The sequence below is a fragment of the Bacillus sp. CR71 genome (genome assembly GCF_003429245.1).
In the GTDB taxonomy this organism is placed as follows: Bacteria; Bacillota; Bacilli; order Bacillales; family Bacillaceae_G; genus Bacillus_A; species Bacillus_A thuringiensis_S.
In genome coordinates this window covers 3,295,233-3,319,536 of the sequence record NZ_CP031748.1, presented here as the reverse complement: position 1 = coordinate 3,319,536, position 24,304 = coordinate 3,295,233, and the positions used below count along the sequence as shown (strand labels likewise).

Sequence of the window (24,304 nt, the reverse complement as noted above, 5' to 3'; positions counted from 1 at the left end):
ATAGTTATCTATGAGAATTTAACGTATTTTCTCTTTTTTGGGGTGACCTACTTTTTTAGCTTGATAGCGATGGGGTACCGCCAACAAGACGCGAATTTTGCACGCTAAGCAAAAAAACAATAAGCTGTCCACATGGACAGCTTATTTACATAATTCTCTTTATTGGAAGTAAAGTAAACCCCTCTTATTGGGGTACGAACACTGTTCTTGTTATAATTAATCTTTTTCAGAACGTCTATAATCCTCTTTTAAAAAATATATGTAAATATAATAAAAAACGAATGATTAATAGAAATATTCTACGCCACTCGTTTTTTATTGAACTTCTTTTTACTGTACTTTTATTTTCTTTATGGGTTATTAGAAAAATAATTGTCTATATAAGTCTTTATTTTTTCAAAATCCTTTTCCATAAATAAGATTGCTGGTACTTCAATTATTGGAAGATTATTTTCATTATCAAAAGGTGGACACGGTTTGGGAACTACCAAATAGTCAACTGAGTTTTTATCCCTAATATAATTAATTGAAACATCATAATACTTAGAAAAATATCCCTTCAAATCATCCTGATTCCTTAAAAATGGTAGAGAAAATATTGAACCATAATTTATACCAGCGTCGACAATTAATACAAAGCATATTTTTTTCATGATACACCCTCCTCGTATAATAAGTTTTAAGTTAATAACTGCTCCTTGAAAATTAAATAGTTTTTATCTTCAAGAGCTAGATCCAAAAAATGATGTATGGGTAAAATTTAGTCTTGGATACTGGGGGATTTCCCTACCTTATTCAAAGAAAGGCATTACATGCTATTCCGAATGCAATAAAACAAATAAAATACTAAGACAACAACAGTAATAATACTCGATGCTGTTTTGAAAGTTTTGTTTTCATACGTTTTATTTAACAAGAAGAAGAACAAAACGACCCAGACCCCGTTGGAAAAGAATGATGTTAGTGCATTGAAAACAACTCGAAACGCAAACATAGAGTCGTCCATTAGTTTTTCACCTCTCTTTTTCCTTATTATACCATTTACAAAAAGTGATGTATCGTGTTTTTCATAGAATCCTTGTTTTTACTAAATTTTTTGTCTCTATGTCTATCTATCACTTATACAAAATTTTATACATCGTTGATATAGCGGGGATTCTAGGGATCTTCGCTATTCTTTTTTGTATAACTTCTTGTATAAAAAAGTAGTTAGACTAGTGTGTTTTACTCCAATTCATTTCAAAATATAATTGAAAATCCATCTTTAAATTAAAAAAGAAGGTGTTACCTTTATATACTAATAACTTCGAAATATTGTTTAACAGATAATTTTTATCCCGCTTTAATGGGCAGTAAGACCCCCACCTCAAAATTCAGCGAAAGCAAAGAAGTTAGGTGGGGGATCAACTGCCCATAAAAGTCCGATTGGTTCAACTAATAATCAGTGGGGGATGAAGAAAACCCCCACTGATTAAAGTTTCACTTTATGCATTATTGATTAGCATTGCTTATTGTGCTAACGAATCAGGATAGTGTGGCGACCGACAAACTAAATAGTTGCTTATCCTCAATTATTAGAAGGAAAGCTCTATCATTTCGCGAATTTATTAGACATAGACGAGCGCTATAATTTTCTATATGTACATAAAGAGGTGACTACGCATGAATCAAAGACTGTCAGAAGAAGAATACGCCGGGAACTCTGGCGAATATATCCGTTTGGTGCCGGACGGTAACATCATCGACATTTTGCTCGCCCAGGAAAAGCAAATGACCGAGCTCCTGACATCGTTGACTGAAAGCCAGGCCGCATATCGGTATGCAGAAGGAAAATGGACGCTGAAAGAAGTCGTGGGCCACATTGCAGACGCGGAACGCGTCATGACCTACCGCCTGCTCCGATTCGCAAGAGGGGACCAGACGCCTCTGACCGGTTTCGATCAGGAATTGTTCATACCTCCTTTCGGAAGCTGGACAACCGAGCAATTGGCCGAAGACTACCGGGCCGTACGGCAATCAACGATCACATTGCTGCGCGGGCTACCGGCGGAGGCGTGGACCCGCAAGGGCACAGCCAACGACTTAGGCATTACGGTGCGCGCCCTCGCGCACGGCATCGCAGGACACGAACTTCATCACATGGGGGTCATCCGAAATCGATACTTGAGTTAATCGTCGGCTGAGGCCTTTGGAATGGAACTAACACCTCTTATACAACCTTAGATACCGTTCTTATTGGGGTCCCGCCCCACAACCATCAACTTAAGGATTTAGACTGTTTTTGAAATGAAAAGCACATTACTATTCTCTTATGTTAATGAGAAAGGGTGACGTGCTTTTTATGAATATGCACCAAAAAAAGAGTTATATCGGTTTTTTCATTTGGGGGTATTTGTTTTTCTTAGCTTGATGGTGATGGGGCACTACTTTATAATGGTCAAATTAAAATTTAAAACAGCTAAAGAGACTCCATTCCTCGGGAACATTGTAACCATTAAGTTGTAAAGAGAACCATAGTTTTTTATTTTTGAAAAGGCTATAGTCCTTTTTAGTTGTAGTAAAGATATGACGTGAGGAAGTTTTTCTAAATCAAAAAAAGTTGATTAATTAGTTGCATAATAAATTAGTCAGCGTATATACTATAAATATCAAAAAAAATTGATGAAGGGAGAGTGAACTACAGTGGCGCAGGATTTTAAGTTATATGAGAAAAAGTTTAAAGCGTTAGCGGATCAGAAGCGTTTAGAGATTATGTATGAACTTTGCCAGCGGGGCCAGACTTGTGTATGTGATTTAACAGAGATTTTTGAAATGACGCAATCTAAGTTGTCCTATCATTTAAAGATCTTATTAGATGCAGGTTTAATTGTAAAAGAAACAAAAGGTACGTGGAGTTATTATGATTTAAATGATACGGAAGTAAATAATTTATTATCAGAAGAATTGTGCTGTATCTTTAGAAAAACAGGCAAAGGTAGTTGCTGTTAAAATTTTGCACTATTAATCAAAAAAAATTGATTAATAACATGTAAAGAGGAGGAATAAGCTATGAGATATGTTCACGTTGGTATAAATGTTACGAATTTAGAGAAGTCTATCGAATTTTACGAAAAGGTATTTGGTGTGTCACCAGTTAAGGTGAAAGTAGATTATGCAAAATTTTTATTAGAGACGCCAGGACTTAATTTCACGCTGAACGTAAGAGATGAAGTGAAGGGAAATCAGGTAAATCATTTCGGTTTCCAAGTGGATACAGCTGAAGAAATTACGTTACATAAAGAAAGATTAGAAAAAGAAGGTTTCTTTGCGCGTGATGAGATGGATACGACTTGTTGCTATGCAGTACAAGATAAGTTTTGGGTAACAGATCCTGATGGGAACGAGTGGGAATTCTTTTATACGAAAGCACATAGTGATGTTCATAAAATAGAAGAGGCATCATGTTGCAAGACTTCTAACGTAGTAGAAAAAAATTCTTGTTGTTAATAGGAGATGGAAAATAAAATGAAACGTTTATCTTTTCTAGATCGATATTTAACACTATGGATTTTTCTAGCTATGGCTGTTGGGATTGGTTTAGGGTTTGTGTTTCCTAGTGTAGTAGACGGATTAAATACATTACAAGTTGGAACAACGTCTATCCCGCTTGCTGTTGGTTTAATTGTCATGATGTATCCACCATTAGCGAAAGTTCGTTACGAGGAAATGGGCCGAGTATTTAAAGACGTAAAAGTATTGGTTTTATCTTTAGTACAAAACTGGATTATTGGACCTGTACTTATGTTTGTTTTAGCAATTATTTTTCTTCCTGATAAGCCAGAGTACATGGTCGGGCTCATTATGATTGGTTTAGCACGTTGTATTGCAATGGTAATTGTTTGGAACGACCTTGCAGATGGGGATAAAGAGTATGCGGCAGGTTTAGTAGCTTTTAACTCTGTATTCCAAATGTTATTCTTCTCCGTTTATGCATACGTGTTTGTAACTGTCATTCCGGAATGGTTAGGAATTGAAGGGGCTATCGTCGATATTACAATGGGAGAAGTAGCGAAATCGGTATTTATCTACCTAGGGATTCCTTTTATAGCAGGTATGTTAACACGTTTTGTACTCGTTAAGTTAAAAGGAAGACAATGGTATGAAAAGGTGTTTATACCGAAGATTAGTCCACTTACATTAGTTGCATTATTATTTACAATCATCGTTATGTTCTCATTAAAAGGGGAAATGATTGTTAGCGTACCATTAGATGTAGTAAGAATAGCAATTCCATTACTCATTTATTTTATTGTCATGTTTTTTGTTTCTTTCTTTATGGGAAGAAAAATTGGTGCAAACTATCCGGTGACAACAACGTTAGCATTTACAGCAGGTAGTAATAACTTTGAATTAGCGATTGCTGTAGCAGTTGGTGTGTTTGGTATTCATTCGGGCGCAGCATTTGCAGCTGTTATTGGTCCGTTAGTGGAAGTACCTGTAATGATTGCACTTGTAAATGTCGCTTTTTGGTTTAAGCGTAAATATTTTAATGATCAACCAATATAATTAAAAACAAAGGCGGAAAACAACATGGAAAACAAAAAGACAATCTATTTCTTATGCACAGGAAATTCATGCCGAAGCCAAATGGCAGAAGCGTGGGGCAAACAATATGTAGGGGATAAGTGGAATGTATATTCTGCAGGTATTGAAGCACACGGAGTAAATCCAAATGCTATTAAAGCGATGAGAGAAGTAAATATCGACATAACAAACCAAACATCGGATATAATTGATGCAAACATTTTAAATAACGCTGACTTAGTCGTTACCCTTTGTAGTCATGCAGATTCTGTTTGTCCGTCGACACCTCCGCACGTAAATCGTGTTCACTGGGGATTCGATGATCCAGCAGGAAAAGAGTGGTCTGAATTTCAACGTGTTCGCGATGAAATTGGAGAACGTATAAAGCGATTTTCTGATACAGGGGAGTAAAATAAAGAGTCAATCTTCTATCGTATAGGAGATTGGCTCTTTTTTATTAGTCATGACTGCATTGGTTCGCATAAATTACCGAAAAATAGAGGATATTCTATTGGATTGATAAAGTTAGAAATGTATTTAATCATGTAGGTGTTCACAAATAATAAAGTCATTTAAAAGATCATAAAGTTGTTTAGAATTAGAGATGGTATGATGAATAATCACACTATCTTTTCTTTTTTATGTATAATTAAATAAAGGGATTTTTGGATATTGAAATAAAGGGTAGTATATTAACGCAAGGGGGAGAATGATGGATAAGTTGTTACAAGAAATCATAAATTGGTTAAAGATGAGAGATGAACAAATTGTTATCGGTATTTCAGGACATGGTGCAGCTGGAAAAACGACGTTTACTAATAGACTCGTAAAGCTACTAAATCAAAATGAAGTAAATTATATTAATACAGATCCTTACATTGTTAGTTCGGATATCCGCAAGCATGCAGTGATTCACTATACATATCAAAATGAAAATCATCGTTATAAAATGACAGCTTGTCATCCAGCGGCGCATCATTTGGCAGCTTTAGAAAGAGATATTCATATGGTTAGAGCTGGGCTAGATTTTTATACGATAGATACGCATTATATGAAAAGTAAGTTGATTTCTTCGGAAAATAAAGTAACGATTGTGGAAGGAATGAGCGCCGCATTTATTAATCCTGATTTATTTGATTTGAAAATTTATTTTTATACAGATGGCGAAACGGAACTAATAAGAAGATCAAGCCGGGATATAGCTGAAAGGGGAGCCGATATAAATTATTTAAGGCAGTCTCATGAAGAACGCCGGATTCAATATGAAGTATTTATGCATTCGTATAGTCAGCGTTTTGATATCATTATCAAAACCTCTGATGAAACAATATGTATAGAAAAAAATACATTTGAGTTTTATAAAGTTTAAATGAAAATCCTCAATTTGTTAATTGCATTATAACGGTTATTTTTTCTTATTTAGTACTTGTATTAAACAAATGTATTATTTAATCATAATACATTCACTATGAAATAACTAGATTTTTAAAAAGATTTAGTAGCCTTCTTTCATCTACATAGATAGAAGGCTATTGTAATTTTGGCGACAAAATTACATAACTTTATTATTACTCCACAGTAGGATAGAATTCTTTATTTGAATACATTAGGTGTATCTTAAAAATCCTCACTTTAAAAGGTTTTTATTCGGAAGTACAAGAATGAATTTTTGCATGAAAGGGGAATAGGGTGAAACGTATAATAAGAAATGTAGTAATAAATTATTTTAAAGAAATTCATTCACTAATAGTGGAAGAAGAATTACATAAGAACAGTTGGCATACCGATCTACACTATAAAATTATCGTAAATGGAAATCGGTATTCCGCACGGTTTATAAATAGCGATCGAACAATCAATTCAGCTTTTGGGATGTTATCAAATGAACAATTGAAAGAGCAAGTACGATTTACGTATTATTTACGAGAGCATGGAATCCCATTTATGCAGATTAAGGAGAATCAGGCGGGAGGGTCATTTACATTTGTTACTTGGAATGATGAACAGTACCGGTTTGTATTGTCTACTTGGATTGAAGGGGAGCATGTTACTCATTGTACAGAAACAATGGCAGAGATTTTTGGAAAGGAAGCAAGAAATATACATGATATTTCTAGTACATTTCAAAGCTCGACTTTTCAAAAGAAATCGCATTTAGATGGATATGGTGAGTTTATAAAGCTATTAGAAAATAAAGGTGGTACATGTAAGGAATTGCGGGGGTATATAGAGCTCGCTAAGTGTCATATAGAATGTGCACATACGAATAGTTTGGAGTTTATTGTACAAACTGATTTAAATCCTTTGAATGTTTTATGGGGATTAAGTCAAAAGGTAAAAGGAATTGTGGATTTTGAATCTATTAGTTATGTTGACCGCGTTGAAGGGTTAGCCTTTTTAGTAAAGTGGTATTCTCGAACAGAAGGAATACATTCGCATGAAGTATGTTCAAGTGTTGCTAGTTCATTTTTAGAAGGATATAAGGCTAATAATATTTTAACCTCAAACGATTATAAAAGACTGTCTTCATTATTATGGTTATCTGGTAGTTTGAATTGGAATTTTGTGAAGAAAACGCTAAATGTATTAGAAGATGCGGGGCAGCTAGAGGAACATTTTGAAGTTTATAGAGTGAGAGGAGAAAGACTATCTTCATTGTTAATTTGTAGATAACATTTATTGTCCTAATTTACGATTCAAAAAAGAAACAATATGGGGTGTCCGAAAATGAAAATACAAATTGTATTGTTTGATGGCTTCGGAGAACTTGTCTCTTTCGCGCCGTTTGAAGTACTGAAAAGAGCAATAGAAGAAGGGGCTCCGTTTACAGTTGAACTCGTATCAAGTGAACGAAAACAAGAAGTTACTACCTCGTTTGGAGTTACGGTTACACTACATGATTTTTTACGAATGGATAATCGCCCAGATTTGTTAATTGTACCTGGTGGTGGCTGGAATCATAAAGCTGAACATGGGGCACGAAAGCAAGCAGAGCTTGGAACACTGACAGAAACGATTAGAGAGATGCATAATGAAGGAACGATTGTTGCGGGAGTTTGTACAGGAGGTATGCTACTAGCAGCCTCAGGTATATTGAATGGTAAAAAGGCGACGATGCACCATTTGGCACAGGGTGAAATGAGTAAATATGGGGCAGAACTTCTTCATTACCGAATTGTAGATCAAGGCGATATTATTACTGCAAGAGGAGTTACTTCAGGAACTGATTTAGCTCTTTGGATTACGGAAAAGTTCGCAAGTTCTAAAATTGCAGCTGCTGTTGAATATAGAATGGAATATGAGAGGCGAGGTGTTGTTTGGAAGTAATTTAATTATATTTTTTGCTGCAGAGCGTATCAAATATTGTAAAAGAGAAAGAGCCAACTCATACGAGTAGGTTCTTTCATTTATATACTATATTGCTTATTTTTTCACAGTAATATCTTTTTCAAAAAATCATAAAATAGATAATATATTTTGTTCCACATTGATAATTATTTTCATTATATATTTATAAATTAGTAAAATTTAGTTTACAAATTTTCATATAGCTTATATAATTTGACTCATATAAAAAAGTTTCCTTAAGGAAACTTAAGCGCGGGTTTACATTCGCTTTATATTTTTTTGCTTAAAAGTTGCCTTTGCGCAAAATAATTATATACACGAAAAAAAGAAAGGGGAATGCATAAAAAATGGGTGAGGCTATAATTGTTAAAGATTTGTTTGTATCGTATCAAGGGAATCAAGTAGTTCAAAATGTCTCCTTCGATATTGAAAAAGGGAAGCTCGTTGGAATTATTGGTCCAAATGGAGCGGGGAAATCTACTTTAATGAAAGCTGTATTAGATTTAATCCCAAATGATAAGGGATATGTCCAAATTCTTGGAGAGGATATTCGAAGCGTTAGAAAGAGTGTTGCATATGTACCGCAAAGAAGTGATATAGATTGGGACTTTCCGATTACAGTTTTAGATGTCGTGCTAATTGGAACGTATCCATCTTTAGGTATGATGAAAAGACCGAAGAAAGAGCATCGGGATTGGGCGTTTGATTGCTTAAAAAAAGTCGGAATGGAAGAGTTTAAAAATCGCCAAATCGGTGAGTTGTCAGGTGGACAACAACAACGTGTCTTTTTGGCGAGAGCTTTAGCGCAAAAGGCGGAAATATTCTTCTTAGATGAGCCGTTTGTCGGAATTGATGTAACAAGTGAAGAGACAATCATTAAAATTCTTAGGGAACTACGTAAAGAAGGAAAAACGATTGTCGTTGTCCATCATGATTTAAGTAAAGCAGAATCGTATTTTGATAAATTACTATTAATGAATAAAAGCTTAATTCATTACGGAGAAGTACGCCAAGTATTAGAACCAACTGTTATGTCAAAAGCGTATGTGAATCAAGGAATATTGTTTAATAATGCAGCGGAGGTACATTCATCATGAAGATTGTAGAATTTATAGATGCATTAACGCAGTATAGTTTTCTGCAGAAGGCGTTATTAACTTCCGTTATGGTAGGAATTATCTGTGGTGTCATTGGATGTTTTATTATTTTACGAGGTATGGCATTAATGGGTGATGCCATTTCACATGCTGTTCTTCCAGGAGTAGCGCTTTCTTATATGATTGGAATGAACTATTTTATAGGAGCGGTTTTAACAGGTGTTATTACTGCAGTAGGAATCGGATTTGTAAGTCAAAATAGTCGTATTAAACATGATATGGCGATAGGAATTATGTTTACATCTGTTTTCGCTGTAGGGATTATTTTAATTACCTTTATGAAGAGTAGTTCTGATTTGTATCATATTTTATTCGGGAATGTCTTATCGGTTCGTTCTTCTGATATGTGGATGACACTGATTATTGGAGTGGTCATTATTGGTCTTGTAATGTTGTTTTACAAAGAATTACTCGTATCCACGTTTGATCCAACGATGGCGCAAAGCTATGGATTACCGAATAAATGGATTCATTATGGCTTAATGATTCTCCTTACAATGGTTACAGTAGCTTCACTTCAAACTGTTGGAATTATTCTAGTCGTTGCGATGCTTATTACACCAGCGGCTACAGCGTATTTATTAACAAACCGTTTATGGGTCATGATTTATTTAGCAGCAGGCATTGGTGCGCTTTCATCTGTAGTAGGGTTATATTTTAGTTTCTCTTATAATCTTGCTTCAGGTGCAACAATTGTTCTTGTCGCAACATTCTTGTTCGGATTGGCATTCTTTTTCTCACCGTCACAAGGTTTGTTTTGGAGAGCTATCAAAATTAGAAAAAATAGAGCAGAGTTGTCATAATTGATTGGAGGATAATGATGAAATTTAAAAATGTTGTATTATCGGTAATTTGTATTTTTGTATTTGCATTAACAGCGTGTTCGAGTAACATAAATGGAAAAGAAGAGGGTAATGGAAAATTAAAAGTTGTAACTACATACTCCATTATATATGATATGGTGAAGCAAATTGGTGGAGATAAAGTTGAGATTCATAGTCTTGTTCCAATCGGAGCTAACCCGCATGAATATGATCCACTACCAAAAGATGTTATGAAAATGACAGATGCAGATATGGTATTTTACAATGGGCTAAACCTAGAAGAAGGTGGAGCGTGGTTTAAAAAGCTATTAAAAACGGCAAATAAATCAGCGAAAGATGCACCGGTTTATAAAGTAAGTGAAGGTGTAGAAGCTATTTACTTAGAAACAAAAGGATTAGAAAAAGAACCAGACCCACATGCTTGGATGAATATTAAAAATGGTATTTTATACGCTGAAAATGTGAAGCAGGCATTAATTAAAGAAGATCCTAAAAATAAAGAGTTCTATACTAAAAATGCTGATGAGTATGTAGCAGAACTTCAAAAGTTACACGATGAGACAGTAAACAGAATTCATCAAATTCCTGAAGAAAAACGTTTCTTAATCTCTAGCGAAGGTGCTTTTAAATACTTTGGAAAAGCATATGACATTAAGACGGGATACATTTGGGAAATTAACTCAGAGAATCAAGGTACGCCAGATCAAATTAGAGATGTTGTAAGTTTAATTCAAACAAACAAAGTGCCAGCTTTATTTGTTGAAACAAGTGTAGATCGACGTAGTATGGAAACTGTTTCAAAAGAAACAAACGTGCCAATTGCAGGGACAATTTTTACAGACTCACTAGGTAAATCAGGTGAGGATGGAGATACTTACTTAAAAATGATGAAATGGAATATAGATACCATTATTAATGGGCTACAAAAGTAGGATTTATCTGTTTTTCAATGTAGCGTAACTATTGAATTTTTATAAAATAAGAGATGAAAGAGCTAGCTCATATGAGTTGGCTCTTTTATTTATCCCAATATTTGCGGGCGGATAAGATTTCCTCCTTAAAAATTCAGCGAATGGGAGGGAGGGCTGCCCGTAAAATCCCACTGAATATGTACTAATAATCAGTGGGGGTGACAAAACTTCTACTAATTAAAGTTTCATTTTATAATTTTTACTTTATTAAAAGTAGATTTGTTAGAAAGGATAATCATTTATTGATATAATGAATGGATGCGAAGCAGGAAATAGATAGAAAGATACTGCTAGTAATTTATACTTAAAATGTAGGGAGATTGAACAGAGTTATGGGGACAGAAAAAGAAATTAGTTCCGCTAAATTAATATGGAAGATGACGCGCCCACATACATTAACGGCGACGTTTTCTCCTGTAATTTTAGGGACAGTGGCATCACTTTATGTTGCCAAAATTGATTGGCTGTTATTTATTGCGATGATGGTTGCATGTTTAGCATTGCAAATAGCAACTAACTTATTTAATGAGTACTATGATTTTAAACGTGGATTAGATACCGCTGAATCCGTTGGCATCGGTGGCGGAATTGTCCGTCATGGATTGAAGCCAAAAAATGTGTTAACAGTTGCACTTTTATTATATGTCGTAGCAGCTTTTATTGGCATTTATATTTGTATGAATAGTAGTTGGTGGTTAGTGGTTATTGGTTTAATTGGAATGGCGGTTGGCTATTTATATACAGGTGGTCCATTACCAATTGCGTACACTCCGTTTGGAGAATTAGTTTCTGGATTGTTAATGGGGACATGTTTTGTACTTATTGCTTTCTTTATTCAAACAAATACGATAACGATTGAAAGTGTATTGATTTCCATTCCAATTGGGATTTTAGTCGGTGCAATCAATATGTCAAATAACATCCGAGATATAGAAGAAGATATTAAAGGTGGAAGAAAGACATTAGTAATCCTCCTTGGGAGAGAAAAAGCCATAGTAACACTAGCGGTAGCCTTTTTCATTGCGTATTTATGGATTGCCGTAATTGTATTAATGGGTTATATAAGCCCTTGGGCATTAGTTATGTTCCTAGGTTTGAGAAAGCCAATCTCTGCTATTCAAAGTTTCCAAAAAGGGGCAAAGGACCCTGGGTATATGCGCATCGCAATGAAATCAACAGCAATGACAAATACGATTTTTGGCTTCTTATTATCGGCAGGATTATTAATTAGTTATCTGTTTTAGATAAAAAATCTTGTTAAATAACTTAACCCCAATTTCTCAATTTTAATATGGAGAAATTGGGGTTTTTATTTTGACTTTGTTTAATGCTAAAAACAGTTTCATTTGAAATATAAATACCAATAAATTGCAACTTCATCATTTTCAATATCTAAACCTTTATAAACAAGAAAATCAAACCCACCAATTACAAATCCACATTTTTCATAAAATTTACATGCTGCGACATTATTATTTTGCGTTTCAAGCATGATCCCGGGCATGTTGCCTTCTTTTGCCCATCGCTTTGCCTGATCAACCAATCTTTTACCAACTCCGAGTGTACGATATTTTTTATCCACCGTTATATCTTCTATGTAAGCATAGTGATTCCAATTCTTTTTCAATACCATTAATCCAATGATTTGGTTATGTAACAGTGCTATGTAAATGACTTGATTAGGTTTATTTATATATTCATTGTAAGCCAGTTCTTCATTATCATCTTGATTTTGTAAATAACTTTTTTCATAACTTGGAACGTCTTCTACTGTATATTCTATGCGTCTATTTACTTTGGAAAGAGAAAGAATTAACCGAGCATTCACTATAAAACTGTCATCGATCTTCGGGAAATTGTCTAAATCATTTTTTTCTAACTCTCTAATTAAAAGATTCATCGGAGCACCTCCACATAATAATATTTCTTCTAGTTCTTTATTTGATTCAAATGAATTCCAATTACAAAATTATAATAGAATTTCAATAGTATGGCTAACTCAGTATTTTATCTTTATAACAGCATACTATTATCTTGATATAAAAATTTTGTTTAGAAAGAGTAGTATTTTTTATTTTGGATGTATATCCAGTTTTCAAATTTAACTGTATTAGAGAAAACAATATTTTTCTAAAGAGTGGATGCAGTACGCTATTCTTTAACTAATTTCGACATTATCTGCATTTTATCTTCACCTTCCTCTATTAATCTATTTATTGTAAATATCAACTGGAGTTAATGCTTAGCTGTATAAATAATGAATATGAAAATTAGTAGGGAAAGGATCGAAACATAATGAAAGAATCACAAAATAAGAAAAAAACAAATGTAGGAACTAAGGCAATACTATCTCTAGGGGTTGTTTTAGCAACGACCTTTTTCACATTCTTTTTAATTGGGAAATGGAACTCTATCCCAGCGAAGGGAGTAGCTAATGAAAGTAGTAATCAAGTTAATACGCAACAACAAGAAAAGAAAAAGGAGACACCACCAGCAAAACAGAAAAGACCTGATGGAAAACCGGTAGGAAAGGTTGTTTATTTAACATTCGATGACGGTCCTAGCGAATTAACTGGGAAATTTTTAGATGTACTAAAAGAGCAACATGTTGCTTCGACATTTTTTATGCAAGGTAGCAATTTACAGAATACCGCTTTTCAGGAAAACGTAAAGCGAGCAGTAAAAGAAGGACATTATATTGGTGCTCATAGTATGACACATAATAGTGATAAGTTATACAAAAAAGGACAATTTGTACCGGAGATGAAAGAAACGTTAGCTCTTATCCATAATATTACGGGTACAACTCCTAAACTAGTTCGTCCGCCATATGGATCTGCACCAGGATTAAAGGGCGAGGAAATTCGTAACCAAATTGTAGAAGCAGGAATAAAAGTTTGGGATTGGACGATAGATTCAAATGATTGGAAATTAAAAGGTAATCCACAGCAAATTATAGAGAATGTAAAGCGTACAACAACAGAAGATGTGGAAGTAGTTCTAATGCATGAAAAACCACAAACATTACAAGCGCTTCCTGAAATTATTAAATTTTATAAGGAAAAAGGATATGAATTCGGGGTATACAATGAAGCGGATCATTTTCAACTAAACTTCCAGAAAGATCAACGTCTATAGTATCAAATAAATAAATTAAGAGCATGTTCTGATTCATCTTTCTTCAGGACATGCTTTTTTTGCTTGTTTCTATAAGCTCATTAGTACCAATTTAACAAAGCATCAGTTACAAGTTACTTTATGGATACCTCATTTTAGAATAACTAACTTATAGAAAAATTGAATAATTTTCATGTGTAAGGAGATTTTAAGAAGGATATAGAGGGGATATTTTCCTTTTGTTTTCTAGATAAATGATTACTTACCCAAAACATTATAGTGGAACGGTTTCTAAAGCTTGTCTGTCAAGAAATCCTAACACTAAAGTTCAAGTATAAAAACATAAACCACTCGATAAATGGGGTAGTATGATGAAAAAACTTAGTAGAAAGCGTTTGAGAAAAGATATTCAGGAACTTGAGAGTGCAAGTATGCTGCTCCATAATAATCAAGAGTGTGAACTCAAGCAGAATGTATCTGCGAATGAAGAAGTTTTGAGACAAGTTTTTGAAAATTGTTCCGATATTGTTTTTCGTCCAATAATCATAGATAGTCAAAATAAAATTCTTATTATTTATATAGATGGATTAATCGACACTAAAGTTGTGGAACAAGTTGTTTTGAAACCAATGATGTTCGAAGGTCTGCCTAGTGGAGTAAAGAGTGCGGATTCGGTAGGAGAAATTATACAAAATCAGCTAATTGCGGTTTCTCAAGTAAAGACAATCTCTAAAGTTCGTGAGGTTATAGAAGCAGTATTGAAAGCGAATATCGTCATTTTAACAGAAGGAGAGAGTCAAGCTCTAGTCGCTGATTTAAAAGGTTTTGAAAAACGAGGTATTGAAGAGCCGGCTGCCGAGATCTCTGTTCGTGGCCCTCGGGACGGATTTACGGAAACAATAAGGGTCAATACGAGCCTGATTCGCCGAAGAATTCGAAGCCAAAAACTAAAAATGGAACCTTATTCGATTGGGGAATTGTCACAGACAGATGTGGTAATTGCCTATATTGAGGGAATTGCACCTGATTCGGTTTTGGATGAAGTTCGCCAAAGGGTAAAGCGAATTCAAATTGATGGAGTGTTGGAGTCAGCTTTCATTGAAGAGTTTATTGAGGACCAACCCTTTTCTCCCTTTCCACAAATTCAAAATACTGAGCGGCCAGATGCGGTTTGTGCAAGTTTATTAGAGGGGAAAGTCGCCATTTTAGTAGATAACACACCTTTCGTTTTGATCGTTCCTATGACATTTTGGACAGGTCTGCAAGCAGCGGAGGATTATTATGAACGCTCCATCTACACAACTTTTGTTCGATGGATTCGTTTAATATTAATTAATATTTCATTATTTCTTCCTTCTCTCTATGTTGCTATTACAACCTTTCATCCTAAATTAATTCCGACAAATTTGCTTATTAGTATTGCAGCTGCGCGAGAAGGCATTCCTTTCCCGGCTGTCATAGAAGCGCTAATGATGGAGTTTTTATTTGAAGGTTTGAGGGAAGCAGGGGTTCGGTTACCAAAACCTGTTGGATCCGCAGTTAGTATTGTCGGAGCACTTGTTATCGGGCAAGCTGCTGTGCAAGCAGGTATTATTTCGGCACCTTTGGTCATTGTTGTGGCGACGACCGGTATTGCGTCATTTGCATTCCCGCGCTACAACTTAGGAACAGCTTACCGGATGTTACGCTTTCCTATGCTGTTATTGGCAGGAATGCTCGGGCTATACGGTGTTGCAATAAGTACCCTTGCGATTTTGATTCATTTAACTAACATTCGTTCTTTTGGCATTCCGTATTTAAGTCCAGTTGCACCTCAGACTCCTCGTGATTTAAAGGATGTTTTTCTCCGAACACCTCGTTGGAATATGACCCACCGCCCAATAATGGTATCTGGTGAAGAGAAAGTCCGTTTTCCAGGTGGACAAAAGCCAGATGAGAAACGGGGAGGGGAAACAGAATGAGCCTGCACAAGGCACTCTGTATGATACTGGTCATTTCTTTATGCTTCTTGACGGGATGTTGGGATCGGACAGAATTAAATGATTTGGCAATAGAATTAGGATGGGGACTTGATCAAGCGAAGAATAATAAGATTGAAATTAGTGCTCAGTTTATTATTCCATCAAAAATGGGAATGGGACAGAGCGGAAGAAGTAATGCAGGAAAAGCGTTTTTTACAGAATCGGGAACGGGAAAGGATACACATGAAGCTATACAAATGATGCAAACAAAAATGTCGAGAGAAATTTTTCGAGGGCACCAGCGTGTAATATTGATTGGAGAAAAAATGGCTAAAAGTGGTCTTGCTCCAGTTTTAGATGCATATAGCCGCGATCCTGATATTCGATTACGAGCAGGTGTGTTTGTCATAAAAGGGAATACTGCAAAAGATTTTCTGAAAGCATCCATCCCTTTAGAGTCTATCCCGGCACTTGGGGCACTTAAAGAGCATATGCAAATAGAGGCAGCGGGAGATATGTCTTTATTAAATTTTCTTATTGCTGGTACGAGTGATGGAATCACCCCGATTTTGCCCGTTATTAAACTAAATGTGTCTCATGAAAAAGGTAAAACCGTGGTCAAAGGGTTTCAAATTGTAGGCGGTGCTATATTTAACAACGATTTCAAATTGGTAGGATACTTGAACATGCAGGAATGGTTAACTACTCTTTGGATAGTGAATCGTTTAAGTAAACAGACAGTTACAGCAACGGCCTCTAAAGGAAATGGTAGTGCAAGTTTATATATGACAAAGATCAATAGAAAAATCATACCTACTATACAAGGGGACACAATTAAGTGTGACATTGTTTTTTCTGGTGAAGGAACAATTCAGGAGAACAATACGAATTTAGATCTTTCGAAGCCAAAAAATCTTACTCTTTTAGAACATGTATTGGAAAAACAGTCCGAAAAGGAAGCTCTCCAAACTATTAAAAAGGTTCAAAAACAATACGGAACCGATATCTTTGGATTGGGAGAAGCCATTCATCAAAAATATCCATCCGAATGGAAAGGGTTAAAAAAGAATTGGAGTAAACAATTTCGAAAAGTGGAGGTTTCTGTTCATACAAAGCTTACTATTCGGCGAGTAGGGCTGACTGGACCACCGTTGCAGTTGAAGAAAAATGAAATGAAAAAATAAGGAGGAATATAGAGTGTGAGAAATTCGATGAAAATCTCTGGCAGGCAAATCTTTTGGATGATGTTCACATTTGAAGTGGGACAATCACTCCTTCTAGTTATTCCAGCGACGATTCGTACTGTCAAACAAGATGCGTGGATCTCAATTTTGATTGCAGGAGTGATAGGGGTTGCTCTTACTTTTTTGGCAACTACACTTGGTTCGCTTTATCCGAAACAAACTCTCATTGAATTTAGTCAAACTATTCTTGGTAAATGGCTAGGAAAGCTACTGATGATTCCTTACTTCTTTGGGTGGTACATGATAATTTGGATAACCGTCCGTGAATTTGGTGAATTCATTATTATCGCTTTGTTTCATAATACACCTTTGTGGGTCATTGTCTTTACTGCGATGTTATTGCTCATTTTTATCATTTACCAAGGAGGGGTGGAAGGTATTGGACGTTTAAGTGAAATCATAGGGCCAATTGTACTTTTAATGATAACGTTTATAATCATTTTGAATGTTGGCAATATGAATTGGGATTATATGCGGCCTATTTATCACGATTCTGGCTGGATTCCCATCCTTAAAGGTTCCTATACCCCTGTAGCCGCATTTTTTGGAGAGGCTGTTATGATGATGATGTTCGTTTTCTTTATGGATAAACCAGAGCAAGCGTCATCAAGGGCGATGTTGGGGGTAGGATTAGCCGTTTTCATGGTAACAATCGGAACATTAGCGGTCATTTTAACATTCGGTCCGAATTTATCTTCAAGTTTTTTGTATCCGGTTTACGATTTGAGCCGATACATATCTGTCATGGAGTTCATTCAAAATGTGGATATTTTGATAGTTATTATTTGGTTTTTTAGTATTTTTGTGAAATTGGCGTTATACATGTTTATCGCTTGTTATGGAACAGCACAAATATTTCATTTGAAGGATTGGCGAAAAGTAGCGTTAGTTCTTGCTCCTATTTCGTTCATCATAGCTGTGTCAGTTAAAAATATCCAAACATTTACCCATTATTACTACATATTTTTCGTAATTCCAATTGCATTTCCCGTTTATGAGCTAGGGATTCCTTTACTGTTATTGGTGGTTGGCAAAATTCGAAGGAAATATGCATAAGCCCAATCGGTAATATATTTGGAGGGCAGGTATACTTTTAGTTTTTTGACTAATATAAAAAGAGAAAAATCCTACTTATAAGTGTAGGATTTTTTGTTTGTATATTACGTTACAAGAGTTTCCTTATTTTCTCCGGAATGTCCTTTTTAGAAATGTATGCAACAGAGCCTTTATAGTAAGAGTATTTTGTTGGGGATAATCAAAAAACATATATTGCAATATAAAAATTCACTTTAATACTAAAGGATACATGACAACGATTCCTATAAATTCTTCTCAATAATTGAAAATAAAATCAATCCAGATTATTATATTGTTATTGTAATTACATTTTATTGAAGGAGGATACAAAGATGAAAAACTCAAAAGGCTCTATTGAATCAGAGATAAGCAAAGCAATTACTCACTGGGAAAAGGACTACCTAGGACGCGGGTCTATATCCGTTAAGACAGATATATTACGGGATATGATTATCGTAAATTTACAAGGTGTTTTAACGCCGGCTGAATATAGTGTTTGCGAAACAAAAGACGGTATGCTAACGATAAAGAAGAATCGTTCGGAGCTAGTTGAATCTGGAATTGATGATCTGAAAGAGATTATACTAGAATTAACTGGAGAGAAAGTGAAAAGCTTTCATACGGATATAAGCTCCCGTACAGGCGAACGAGTAATGATTTTTAAATTGCTTCATAATCTTGAGGAGAAATTTTAAAAATACCTTAAGGTTAGTGGAAGGATTAAGAAACCTACAAGTTTTGCACTTTATTAACAGGCTAATAATTAAAAACTTGAAGTTATTTAGGTATAATAAATCTTAATTCTAATAACTCTTAAAAAACGGATAAAGAAATTGACAAACTGCTTAATATGGTTTATCTTATAATTGTTTTAAAAAATTGATAGATGCTCATTTTAACAGTTTGCTATAATTAAGGCTTTAGCATTTTTTTAATATGTAATATTGACTAAATGAAAAAGTTTCTTAATGAAAAGATAGCGTATAACATAAATTGATATATTGATTGCATAATCTAGGAGATCAGAAATATACATTTCTTTTTAACAGGAGTAATACATACATTATTATCCTCTATAAAATGGGAGCTCTTCAAAAAACTTTATTGAAGTTAGTTGAAGGGAAACCGACAATCTCCATAATTCAATGATGATATAAAATCATTGAATTATGGAAGTTGTCGGTTTTTTTTATGGGAAAAAACGATGTACTAAAAAGAGTGAATGAAAATTGAAATTTAAAAAATCATCTTAATTAAAAGGAATTTTTATAGGTTATTTTCGCTTAGAAGGGAGTATTTAACATGTTAATTTCGCTGAGTTCATCAACACTGTTAACATTATTTTTTATGGCGCTTAGTGCTTCTTGGCTAAGTGGATTATTGTTTTTACATGCAAGGATACCTTTACGTTTTGTTCATATCCATATTGGTATCGCTGCATTGCCTTCATTGGTTTCTTTACTCGCACTTGTTAATCACAATGAAGATAGAGTTGTAGGGCCTTGGCATCTAGATACTTTAGCTTGGTTCATGGCTTTCTTTGTTCTTACAATTGGTTTAATCATTCAGCGTTTTTCTATACGTTACTTACTGGGAGATCGCTCATATCGAAAATACTTTGCACTTTTTACATTTACTACAGGTGTATCTTCAGTCGCATGGTTAAGTAATGATCTTCGTTTCATGATTATTTGTTGGGGAGCAACGCTTATAGGATTGGTTCTACTCATAGGGCTAAATAAATGTTGGAAAGTAGTTAGTGAAGCAACAAAAATTTCTAGTTATTTATTTACAATAAGCTGGATCGCCTTGCTATCAGCTATCATTTGGCTTTTTCAAGGCACTGGACAGTGGCAATTAACATCAGTTTTAACGAATGAAAATGTAGCTCAATTTGGAACGTTGGAGAAAACAGGAATTAACTTATTGATTATAGTAGCTGTGATGATTCCAGCAGCACAATGGCCTTTTCAAAGATGGTTAATTGAGTCAGCTGTAGCTCCAACTCCTGTGTCTGCTATTATGCATGCTGGTTTAGTAAATGCTGGCGGTATCATGTTAACTAGATTTTCACCTCTTTTTCATGATGATATTGCACAAATCATTTTACTAATTTTCTCAAGTATTTCTATCTTAATCGGAACAGGAATTAGCCTAGTTCAAGTTGATTATAAACGTCAGCTAGTGGGATCAACTATTGCACAAATGGGGTTTATGCTTATTCAATGCGCATTAGGAGCCTATTTAGCGGCTGTTATTCATTTGATTTTACATGGTTTGTTTAAAGCTACACTGTTTTTACAAGCTGGTTCTTCCGTGCAACGTTTTGGGGCAGTGAAGCAGTCTAATGAAAAGATATCTGATTTATGGATTATGGTCGGACGTGTTTTCGGATTATTTATAGCGATTGCTTTTTGGTTTACGACTTCTGGAGAAGGGTATGAATTAGTTAGTGCGTTCATCTTAGGGTGGTCATTATACTTTTCATGGAAACAGCTTGTTGTTTTTGGAGAGGGAAGAATGGGACGAATTGTTGGCGTATTTATTTTAGCTGGTTTTTCTCTCATTTATTTTACCGTTCATAATTCTCTTTACAAATGGTTGCATACTGACATGTATCAAAGTGTTCAACCTTCAGCTCCAGCTGTTATCTTTGTTATATGTATTTTACTATTTAGTAGTGCTATTAGTACTTTCGTTACTCGTAATCAATCTTCTACTTTATTCGCTGTACTTTATCTTTGGTTAGTTCGAGTAGGTGAGGCGAGAAGAAAGTCAGTAGAAAGTCACCCAGGCTATCTGAAACATTATGTATCAAAGGGAGGTAATTCGTGATGAGCATATTGTCAATATTAAAGAAAGATACAAATATTGATATGCAAGAAAATAATATAAATGATTTAGTTGCATCTGCTAGCCGAGTGATTGCACCACTTTGGCCTATCTCTACGTTTGCAGCTCATCACCCTTGGATGGGACTTGAAAAACAATCATTTGAACAAGTTGCAGATTGGTTAAAAGAAATTCGTAATGTGGATATATATCCGAGTGCTGCTATGATTCATTCGGCAAAGGCAAAAGGGGAGATTGAGGAATCATTTTTACAAAGTGGCTTGTCTCGTTGGCTTGATTCACAATCTTTTCATATCCCGCGAAAGAAAGTGGAGCAGTTTTGCCAAGTAGCTTTAAAATTAGAGGAATTACCTTCTAGTCTATTATCATTGCCAGAAGTAAATAAACTGGCAGAAGAAATGAGTTATATAAATACAGAGAGTATGAAAGACTCTTCTTTGCAACCTGTAAGTTCACTTATAGAGAACCAAAAGGGTGAAAACCTATCTGATATTCTTAATTATCATATCATTAAATGGTGTAAATTATATCTTGATGACTCCGGATCAAGTTGGACGATGCCAAATCGAGAGAAAGGTTTTTATCGTGCATGGCAACACCTTATTACATTTGATCCAGCGCTCAGTAAAAATGAGCGTAAAGTTTTAAAAGATTGGCCACAAGATGCCCAAGTAGCTTTAGCGAGAGCATTATCTGAACTAGGAATTTCTGAATCTAACATACAAGCTTACCTTGAAGGGCACTTACTTTCTTTGCCTGGGTGGGCAGGAATGATACGATGGCGCTCACAACAATCAATTCAGGAACAGGAACTCCTAATAGAATATTTAGCAGTTCGAATTTCTATGGAGCTGGCTATTACAAAGCTTTATTTACCTTTAAAAAATCAAAAGGTTGAGAAAAAAGTTGCAATCGTCCCGCTTATAGCTTCTTGGATCTATTGGGGGAATATTTCAACACGGGAATGGTTACAAATGCCTGCTGCTGAACAAAGTGAATTATTAGTATTCGCTTATCGTTTTGATGAAAATATTCGTAGGAAACTTTGGCTGGAAGCTTGGGAACAGACGCATGCAGAGCAATTAAGGAAGAAGATTGCTTCTAAACAACGTGCAACTAATGATAAAAAGCGTGTATTAGCTCAATTAGCATTCTGTATTGATGTACGTTCAGAACCGTTTCGTCGCCACCTTGAAAAATTAGGTCCGTTTGAAACATTTGGAATAGCTGGTTTCTTTGGATTACCAATTGCAACTAGTGAACTAGGTAGTAATAACAACCATCCTTCTTTGCCAGTTATACTCAAACCGAAACATCAAATAAAAGAGCTCACAAATGAAAATGAACTTAAATCTTATGAGCAACGTAAGAGGGTAGGCAGTTCGGTACGTTATACATTTAAAACGATGAAACAGAACGTACTGACGAGTATGGCGCTACCTGAGTTAAGTGGTCCTTTATTTGGTCTACAAATGGTGACAAGAAGCTTTGTCCCAAGAGGAGTTGGTGCTTTCATTCGTAACCTTCGTAAAACTATGTTACAAAAACCTGATACAACATTCTCACTTAATCATGTTCATGACACAAAGGGCGAGATACCTATCGGTTTTACGAAAGAAGAAAAAGTGAACTATGTGCGTCAAGCTTTAAAAATGGTGGGACTGACAGAAAAATTTGCTCCTTTAGTTGTAATGTGCGGACATAGTAGTCAAAGTACGAACAATCCTTATGCTGCAGCACTTGAGTGTGGTGCTTGTGGCGGAGCAGCAGGGGGATTCAATGCAAGAGTTTTTGCTACTTTATGTAATCTTCCAGAAGTAAGAGAGGCATTGGCTGCTGAAGGTATTAAAATTCCTGAGGACACCATTTTTGCAGCAGCTGAACATAAAACAACAGTGGACGAATTGGAATGGATTTACGTCCCGGAACTTTCGGAAGCTGCGCAAGAAGCATTTGATTGTATCGAGTCGATTATGCCAAATGTGAGCCAACATGCAAATAGAGAGCGTTTAACGCAATTACCAAATTTTAAAACGAAAATAAAAAATGCGAGTAAAGAGGCACATCGATTTGCAGAAGATTGGAGTGAAATACGTCCAGAATGGGGATTAGCTCGTAATGCATCTTTTATTATCGGGCAACGAGAATTAACTCAAGATTGTGACTTAGAAGGTAGGGCGTTCCTCCATAATTATGATTGGAAACAGGATGAAAGTGGCGATATATTAGCTAACATTATTGCAGGACCAGGAACAGTAGCTCAGTGGATAAATTTACAATATTACGCTTCAACTGTAGCACCTCATTATTATGGTAGTGGAAACAAAACAACCCAAACTGTAACGGCAGGTCTCGGTGTTATGCAAGGGAATGCAAGTGACCTGTTGCCAGGCTTACCTTGGCAATCGGTTATGCAGTCAGATAGTGAGACGTATCATTCACCACTTCGTTTACTAATTGTCATTCAAGCACCTATTGAATATATAGAACGTTTGTTAAATAATGATTTCACATTTCGAGAAAAAGTTCAAAATGGATGGGTTAGACTTGCAAGTGTTGATCCAGAGGGACGCTGGAAAAACTGGTAACAATTATTATTGTTACTAGCTTAAAAGTTTCATAAATACAATAATGAAGAAGGAGTGCTCCATATGAATTCAAAGAATAAAAAAGTTTTATTATTAACAGACATTGAACACGGAATAGAGCCTAGTATCCAACAAGTAACTAACATTCACCAAGAAAACATGTTGACTATACACAGCTATGATTCTGTAATTGTACATCCTTATGGAGATATAATGAGATCTATTATTATTGCTATTTATCAAGAAAATGTTAAAGAAATTTTTGTTGTCGGAATAGAGGATAAAGAAACGTCTTCAGTTAATCTACAAACTCAACGTGATTTCATAAAAGATAATATAGAATTAGACTATCTCTTTAAAAATTGCATGCCTGAATTTTCAAGTGGTAGCCTCGATGAATGGCTAAGTGGAAAAGAAAATGTTAGTGAAAATATTGAGAAGAGTATAGATATGATTTGTCATCATCCACTAGTACCGTCTGATGTTAAAGTTCATGGTTTCAAGATTGATAGAATAGGGGAAAAAGAAACGGTTGTTAAAATTCCTACTAATAAAATAGTTGAAAAAGTTAACTAATTTATTAAAGACAAATAAATTCTTA

General features: G+C 35.1%; 23 protein-coding genes. 20 read left to right on the top strand and 3 right to left on the bottom strand.

The features are described from left to right. Window positions 1-350 precede the first annotated feature (350 nt). Window positions 351-653 (bottom strand): hypothetical protein, encoded by a 303-nt coding sequence (locus tag DOS87_RS16660; RefSeq protein ID WP_061690126.1) that lies wholly within the window; start codon window positions 651-653, stop codon window positions 351-353. Window positions 654-808: 155 nt separating this feature from the next. Next, entirely contained in the window at window positions 809-1,006 is a 198-nt protein-coding gene (locus tag DOS87_RS30645; RefSeq protein ID WP_002096482.1) for a hypothetical protein, read from the bottom strand. 656 nt (window positions 1,007-1,662) lie between these two features. On the opposite strand from DOS87_RS30645, the gene DOS87_RS16655 reads away from it, so the two are divergent. The 12 genes from DOS87_RS16655 (at window position 1,663) to menA (ending at window position 12,107) form a co-directional block, all read left to right on the top strand. Further along, window positions 1,663-2,172, top strand: a complete 510-nt coding sequence (locus DOS87_RS16655) for a DinB family protein (RefSeq protein WP_017763361.1) — start codon at window positions 1,663-1,665, stop codon at window positions 2,170-2,172. Window positions 2,173-2,682: 510 nt separating this feature from the next. Beyond that, on the top strand, window positions 2,683-2,988 hold the full coding sequence (gene arsR / locus DOS87_RS16650; protein ID WP_017763360.1) for an arsenical resistance operon transcriptional regulator ArsR: 306 nt from the start codon (window positions 2,683-2,685) through the stop codon (window positions 2,986-2,988). 60 nt (window positions 2,989-3,048) lie between these two features. Then, window positions 3,049-3,486 (top strand): ArsI/CadI family heavy metal resistance metalloenzyme, encoded by a 438-nt coding sequence (locus DOS87_RS16645; protein WP_017763359.1) that lies wholly within the window; start codon window positions 3,049-3,051, stop codon window positions 3,484-3,486. Window positions 3,487-3,504: 18 nt separating this feature from the next. Beyond that, window positions 3,505-4,545, top strand: coding sequence for an ACR3 family arsenite efflux transporter (gene arsB / locus DOS87_RS16640; RefSeq protein WP_017763358.1), 1,041 nt, complete (start codon window positions 3,505-3,507; stop codon window positions 4,543-4,545). A gap of 24 nt (window positions 4,546-4,569) precedes the next feature. Then, window positions 4,570-4,974 carry an arsenate reductase (thioredoxin) gene (gene arsC / locus DOS87_RS16635; RefSeq protein WP_017763356.1) on the top strand — a complete coding sequence of 135 codons (405 nt, stop codon included), beginning with the start codon at window positions 4,570-4,572 and terminating at the stop codon, window positions 4,972-4,974. 301 nt (window positions 4,975-5,275) lie between these two features. Next, window positions 5,276-5,932, top strand: coding sequence for a uridine kinase family protein (locus DOS87_RS16630; RefSeq protein WP_098578237.1), 657 nt, complete (start codon window positions 5,276-5,278; stop codon window positions 5,930-5,932). Between the two features lie 320 nt (window positions 5,933-6,252). Next, window positions 6,253-7,236 (top strand): phosphotransferase, encoded by a 984-nt coding sequence (locus DOS87_RS16625; protein WP_017763353.1) that lies wholly within the window; start codon window positions 6,253-6,255, stop codon window positions 7,234-7,236. A gap of 54 nt (window positions 7,237-7,290) precedes the next feature. Next, window positions 7,291-7,890: a DJ-1/PfpI family protein gene (locus tag DOS87_RS16620; protein ID WP_000701570.1), complete on the top strand. Its 600-nt coding sequence runs from the start codon at window positions 7,291-7,293 to the stop codon at window positions 7,888-7,890. A gap of 368 nt (window positions 7,891-8,258) precedes the next feature. Next, the gene (locus tag DOS87_RS16615) at window positions 8,259-9,008 is read left to right on the top strand and encodes a metal ABC transporter ATP-binding protein (RefSeq protein ID WP_000503231.1); all 750 of its coding nucleotides are present in this window, start codon (window positions 8,259-8,261) and stop codon (window positions 9,006-9,008) included. Next, a complete protein-coding gene (locus DOS87_RS16610) occupies window positions 9,005-9,871 on the top strand; it encodes a metal ABC transporter permease (protein ID WP_000706183.1) in 867 nt (288 codons plus the stop codon). Before DOS87_RS16615 ends, DOS87_RS16610 begins: the two co-directional genes overlap by 4 nt. Before the next feature lie 17 nt (window positions 9,872-9,888). Beyond that, entirely contained in the window at window positions 9,889-10,824 is a 936-nt protein-coding gene (gene mntA, locus DOS87_RS16605) for a metal ABC transporter substrate-binding protein (protein ID WP_208730021.1), read from the top strand. 371 nt (window positions 10,825-11,195) lie between these two features. Next, the gene (menA, locus tag DOS87_RS16600) at window positions 11,196-12,107 is read left to right on the top strand and encodes a 1,4-dihydroxy-2-naphthoate polyprenyltransferase (RefSeq protein ID WP_000536383.1); all 912 of its coding nucleotides are present in this window, start codon (window positions 11,196-11,198) and stop codon (window positions 12,105-12,107) included. A gap of 98 nt (window positions 12,108-12,205) precedes the next feature. Here the strand turns inward: menA and satA are convergent, their stop codons facing one another. Further along, complete coding sequence (gene satA, locus DOS87_RS16595) at window positions 12,206-12,763, bottom strand: streptothricin N-acetyltransferase SatA (RefSeq protein ID WP_001050464.1); 558 nt, start codon at window positions 12,761-12,763, stop codon at window positions 12,206-12,208. A 395-nt stretch (window positions 12,764-13,158) separates the two neighbouring features. Here satA and DOS87_RS16590 point away from each other — a divergent pair, with 395 nt between their 5' ends. The 8 genes from DOS87_RS16590 to DOS87_RS16555 all read left to right on the top strand — a co-directional run bounded on the left by DOS87_RS16590 (window position 13,159) and on the right by DOS87_RS16555 (window position 24,279). Then, entirely contained in the window at window positions 13,159-14,001 is an 843-nt protein-coding gene (locus DOS87_RS16590) for a polysaccharide deacetylase family protein (protein ID WP_000665156.1), read from the top strand. A gap of 347 nt (window positions 14,002-14,348) precedes the next feature. Further along, window positions 14,349-15,941, top strand: a complete 1,593-nt coding sequence (locus DOS87_RS16585) for a spore germination protein (RefSeq protein ID WP_098578006.1) — start codon at window positions 14,349-14,351, stop codon at window positions 15,939-15,941. Next, complete coding sequence (locus DOS87_RS16580; RefSeq protein WP_079245730.1) at window positions 15,938-17,125, top strand: Ger(x)C family spore germination protein; 1,188 nt, start codon at window positions 15,938-15,940, stop codon at window positions 17,123-17,125. Before DOS87_RS16585 ends, DOS87_RS16580 begins: the two co-directional genes overlap by 4 nt. Window positions 17,126-17,152: 27 nt before the next feature. Then, window positions 17,153-18,241: a GerAB/ArcD/ProY family transporter gene (locus tag DOS87_RS16575; RefSeq protein WP_074789827.1), complete on the top strand. Its 1,089-nt coding sequence runs from the start codon at window positions 17,153-17,155 to the stop codon at window positions 18,239-18,241. A 353-nt stretch (window positions 18,242-18,594) separates the two neighbouring features. Beyond that, complete coding sequence (locus DOS87_RS16570; protein WP_016098682.1) at window positions 18,595-18,957, top strand: Na-translocating system protein MpsC family protein; 363 nt, start codon at window positions 18,595-18,597, stop codon at window positions 18,955-18,957. Between the two features lie 607 nt (window positions 18,958-19,564). Further along, window positions 19,565-21,097, top strand: a complete 1,533-nt coding sequence (locus DOS87_RS16565; protein WP_098578007.1) for an NADH dehydrogenase subunit 5 — start codon at window positions 19,565-19,567, stop codon at window positions 21,095-21,097. Beyond that, a complete protein-coding gene (locus DOS87_RS16560) occupies window positions 21,097-23,703 on the top strand; it encodes a DUF2309 domain-containing protein (RefSeq protein WP_098578008.1) in 2,607 nt (868 codons plus the stop codon). Before DOS87_RS16565 ends, DOS87_RS16560 begins: the two co-directional genes overlap by 1 nt. Before the next feature lie 63 nt (window positions 23,704-23,766). After that, window positions 23,767-24,279, top strand: a complete 513-nt coding sequence (locus DOS87_RS16555; protein WP_086390639.1) for a carbonic anhydrase — start codon at window positions 23,767-23,769, stop codon at window positions 24,277-24,279. Window positions 24,280-24,304 lie beyond the last annotated feature (25 nt).

What these genes read in the sequence shown, in the direction of transcription:
- DOS87_RS16660 (WP_061690126.1), bottom strand. Translation starts at nt 653, where the DNA reads ATGAAAAAAATATGCTTTGTATTAATTGTCGACGCTGGTATAAATTAT.
- DOS87_RS30645 (WP_002096482.1), bottom strand. Translation starts at nt 1,006, where the DNA reads ATGGACGACTCTATGTTTGCGTTTCGAGTTGTTTTCAATGCACTAACA.
- DOS87_RS16655 (WP_017763361.1), top strand. Translation starts at nt 1,663, where the DNA reads ATGAATCAAAGACTGTCAGAAGAAGAATACGCCGGGAACTCTGGCGAA.
- DOS87_RS16645 (WP_017763359.1), top strand. Translation starts at nt 3,049, where the DNA reads ATGAGATATGTTCACGTTGGTATAAATGTTACGAATTTAGAGAAGTCT.
- arsB (WP_017763358.1), top strand. Translation starts at nt 3,505, where the DNA reads ATGAAACGTTTATCTTTTCTAGATCGATATTTAACACTATGGATTTTT.
- arsC (WP_017763356.1), top strand. Translation starts at nt 4,570, where the DNA reads ATGGAAAACAAAAAGACAATCTATTTCTTATGCACAGGAAATTCATGC.
- DOS87_RS16630 (WP_098578237.1), top strand. Translation starts at nt 5,276, where the DNA reads ATGGATAAGTTGTTACAAGAAATCATAAATTGGTTAAAGATGAGAGAT.
- DOS87_RS16620 (WP_000701570.1), top strand. Translation starts at nt 7,291, where the DNA reads ATGAAAATACAAATTGTATTGTTTGATGGCTTCGGAGAACTTGTCTCT.
- DOS87_RS16615 (WP_000503231.1), top strand. Translation starts at nt 8,259, where the DNA reads ATGGGTGAGGCTATAATTGTTAAAGATTTGTTTGTATCGTATCAAGGG.
- DOS87_RS16610 (WP_000706183.1), top strand. Translation starts at nt 9,005, where the DNA reads ATGAAGATTGTAGAATTTATAGATGCATTAACGCAGTATAGTTTTCTG.
- mntA (WP_208730021.1), top strand. Translation starts at nt 9,889, where the DNA reads ATGAAATTTAAAAATGTTGTATTATCGGTAATTTGTATTTTTGTATTT.
- menA (WP_000536383.1), top strand. Translation starts at nt 11,196, where the DNA reads ATGGGGACAGAAAAAGAAATTAGTTCCGCTAAATTAATATGGAAGATG.
- satA (WP_001050464.1), bottom strand. Translation starts at nt 12,763, where the DNA reads ATGAATCTTTTAATTAGAGAGTTAGAAAAAAATGATTTAGACAATTTC.
- DOS87_RS16590 (WP_000665156.1), top strand. Translation starts at nt 13,159, where the DNA reads ATGAAAGAATCACAAAATAAGAAAAAAACAAATGTAGGAACTAAGGCA.
- DOS87_RS16585 (WP_098578006.1), top strand. Translation starts at nt 14,349, where the DNA reads ATGATGAAAAAACTTAGTAGAAAGCGTTTGAGAAAAGATATTCAGGAA.
- DOS87_RS16580 (WP_079245730.1), top strand. Translation starts at nt 15,938, where the DNA reads ATGAGCCTGCACAAGGCACTCTGTATGATACTGGTCATTTCTTTATGC.
- DOS87_RS16575 (WP_074789827.1), top strand. Translation starts at nt 17,153, where the DNA reads ATGAAAATCTCTGGCAGGCAAATCTTTTGGATGATGTTCACATTTGAA.
- DOS87_RS16570 (WP_016098682.1), top strand. Translation starts at nt 18,595, where the DNA reads ATGAAAAACTCAAAAGGCTCTATTGAATCAGAGATAAGCAAAGCAATT.
- DOS87_RS16565 (WP_098578007.1), top strand. Translation starts at nt 19,565, where the DNA reads ATGTTAATTTCGCTGAGTTCATCAACACTGTTAACATTATTTTTTATG.
- DOS87_RS16560 (WP_098578008.1), top strand. Translation starts at nt 21,097, where the DNA reads ATGAGCATATTGTCAATATTAAAGAAAGATACAAATATTGATATGCAA.
- DOS87_RS16555 (WP_086390639.1), top strand. Translation starts at nt 23,767, where the DNA reads ATGAATTCAAAGAATAAAAAAGTTTTATTATTAACAGACATTGAACAC.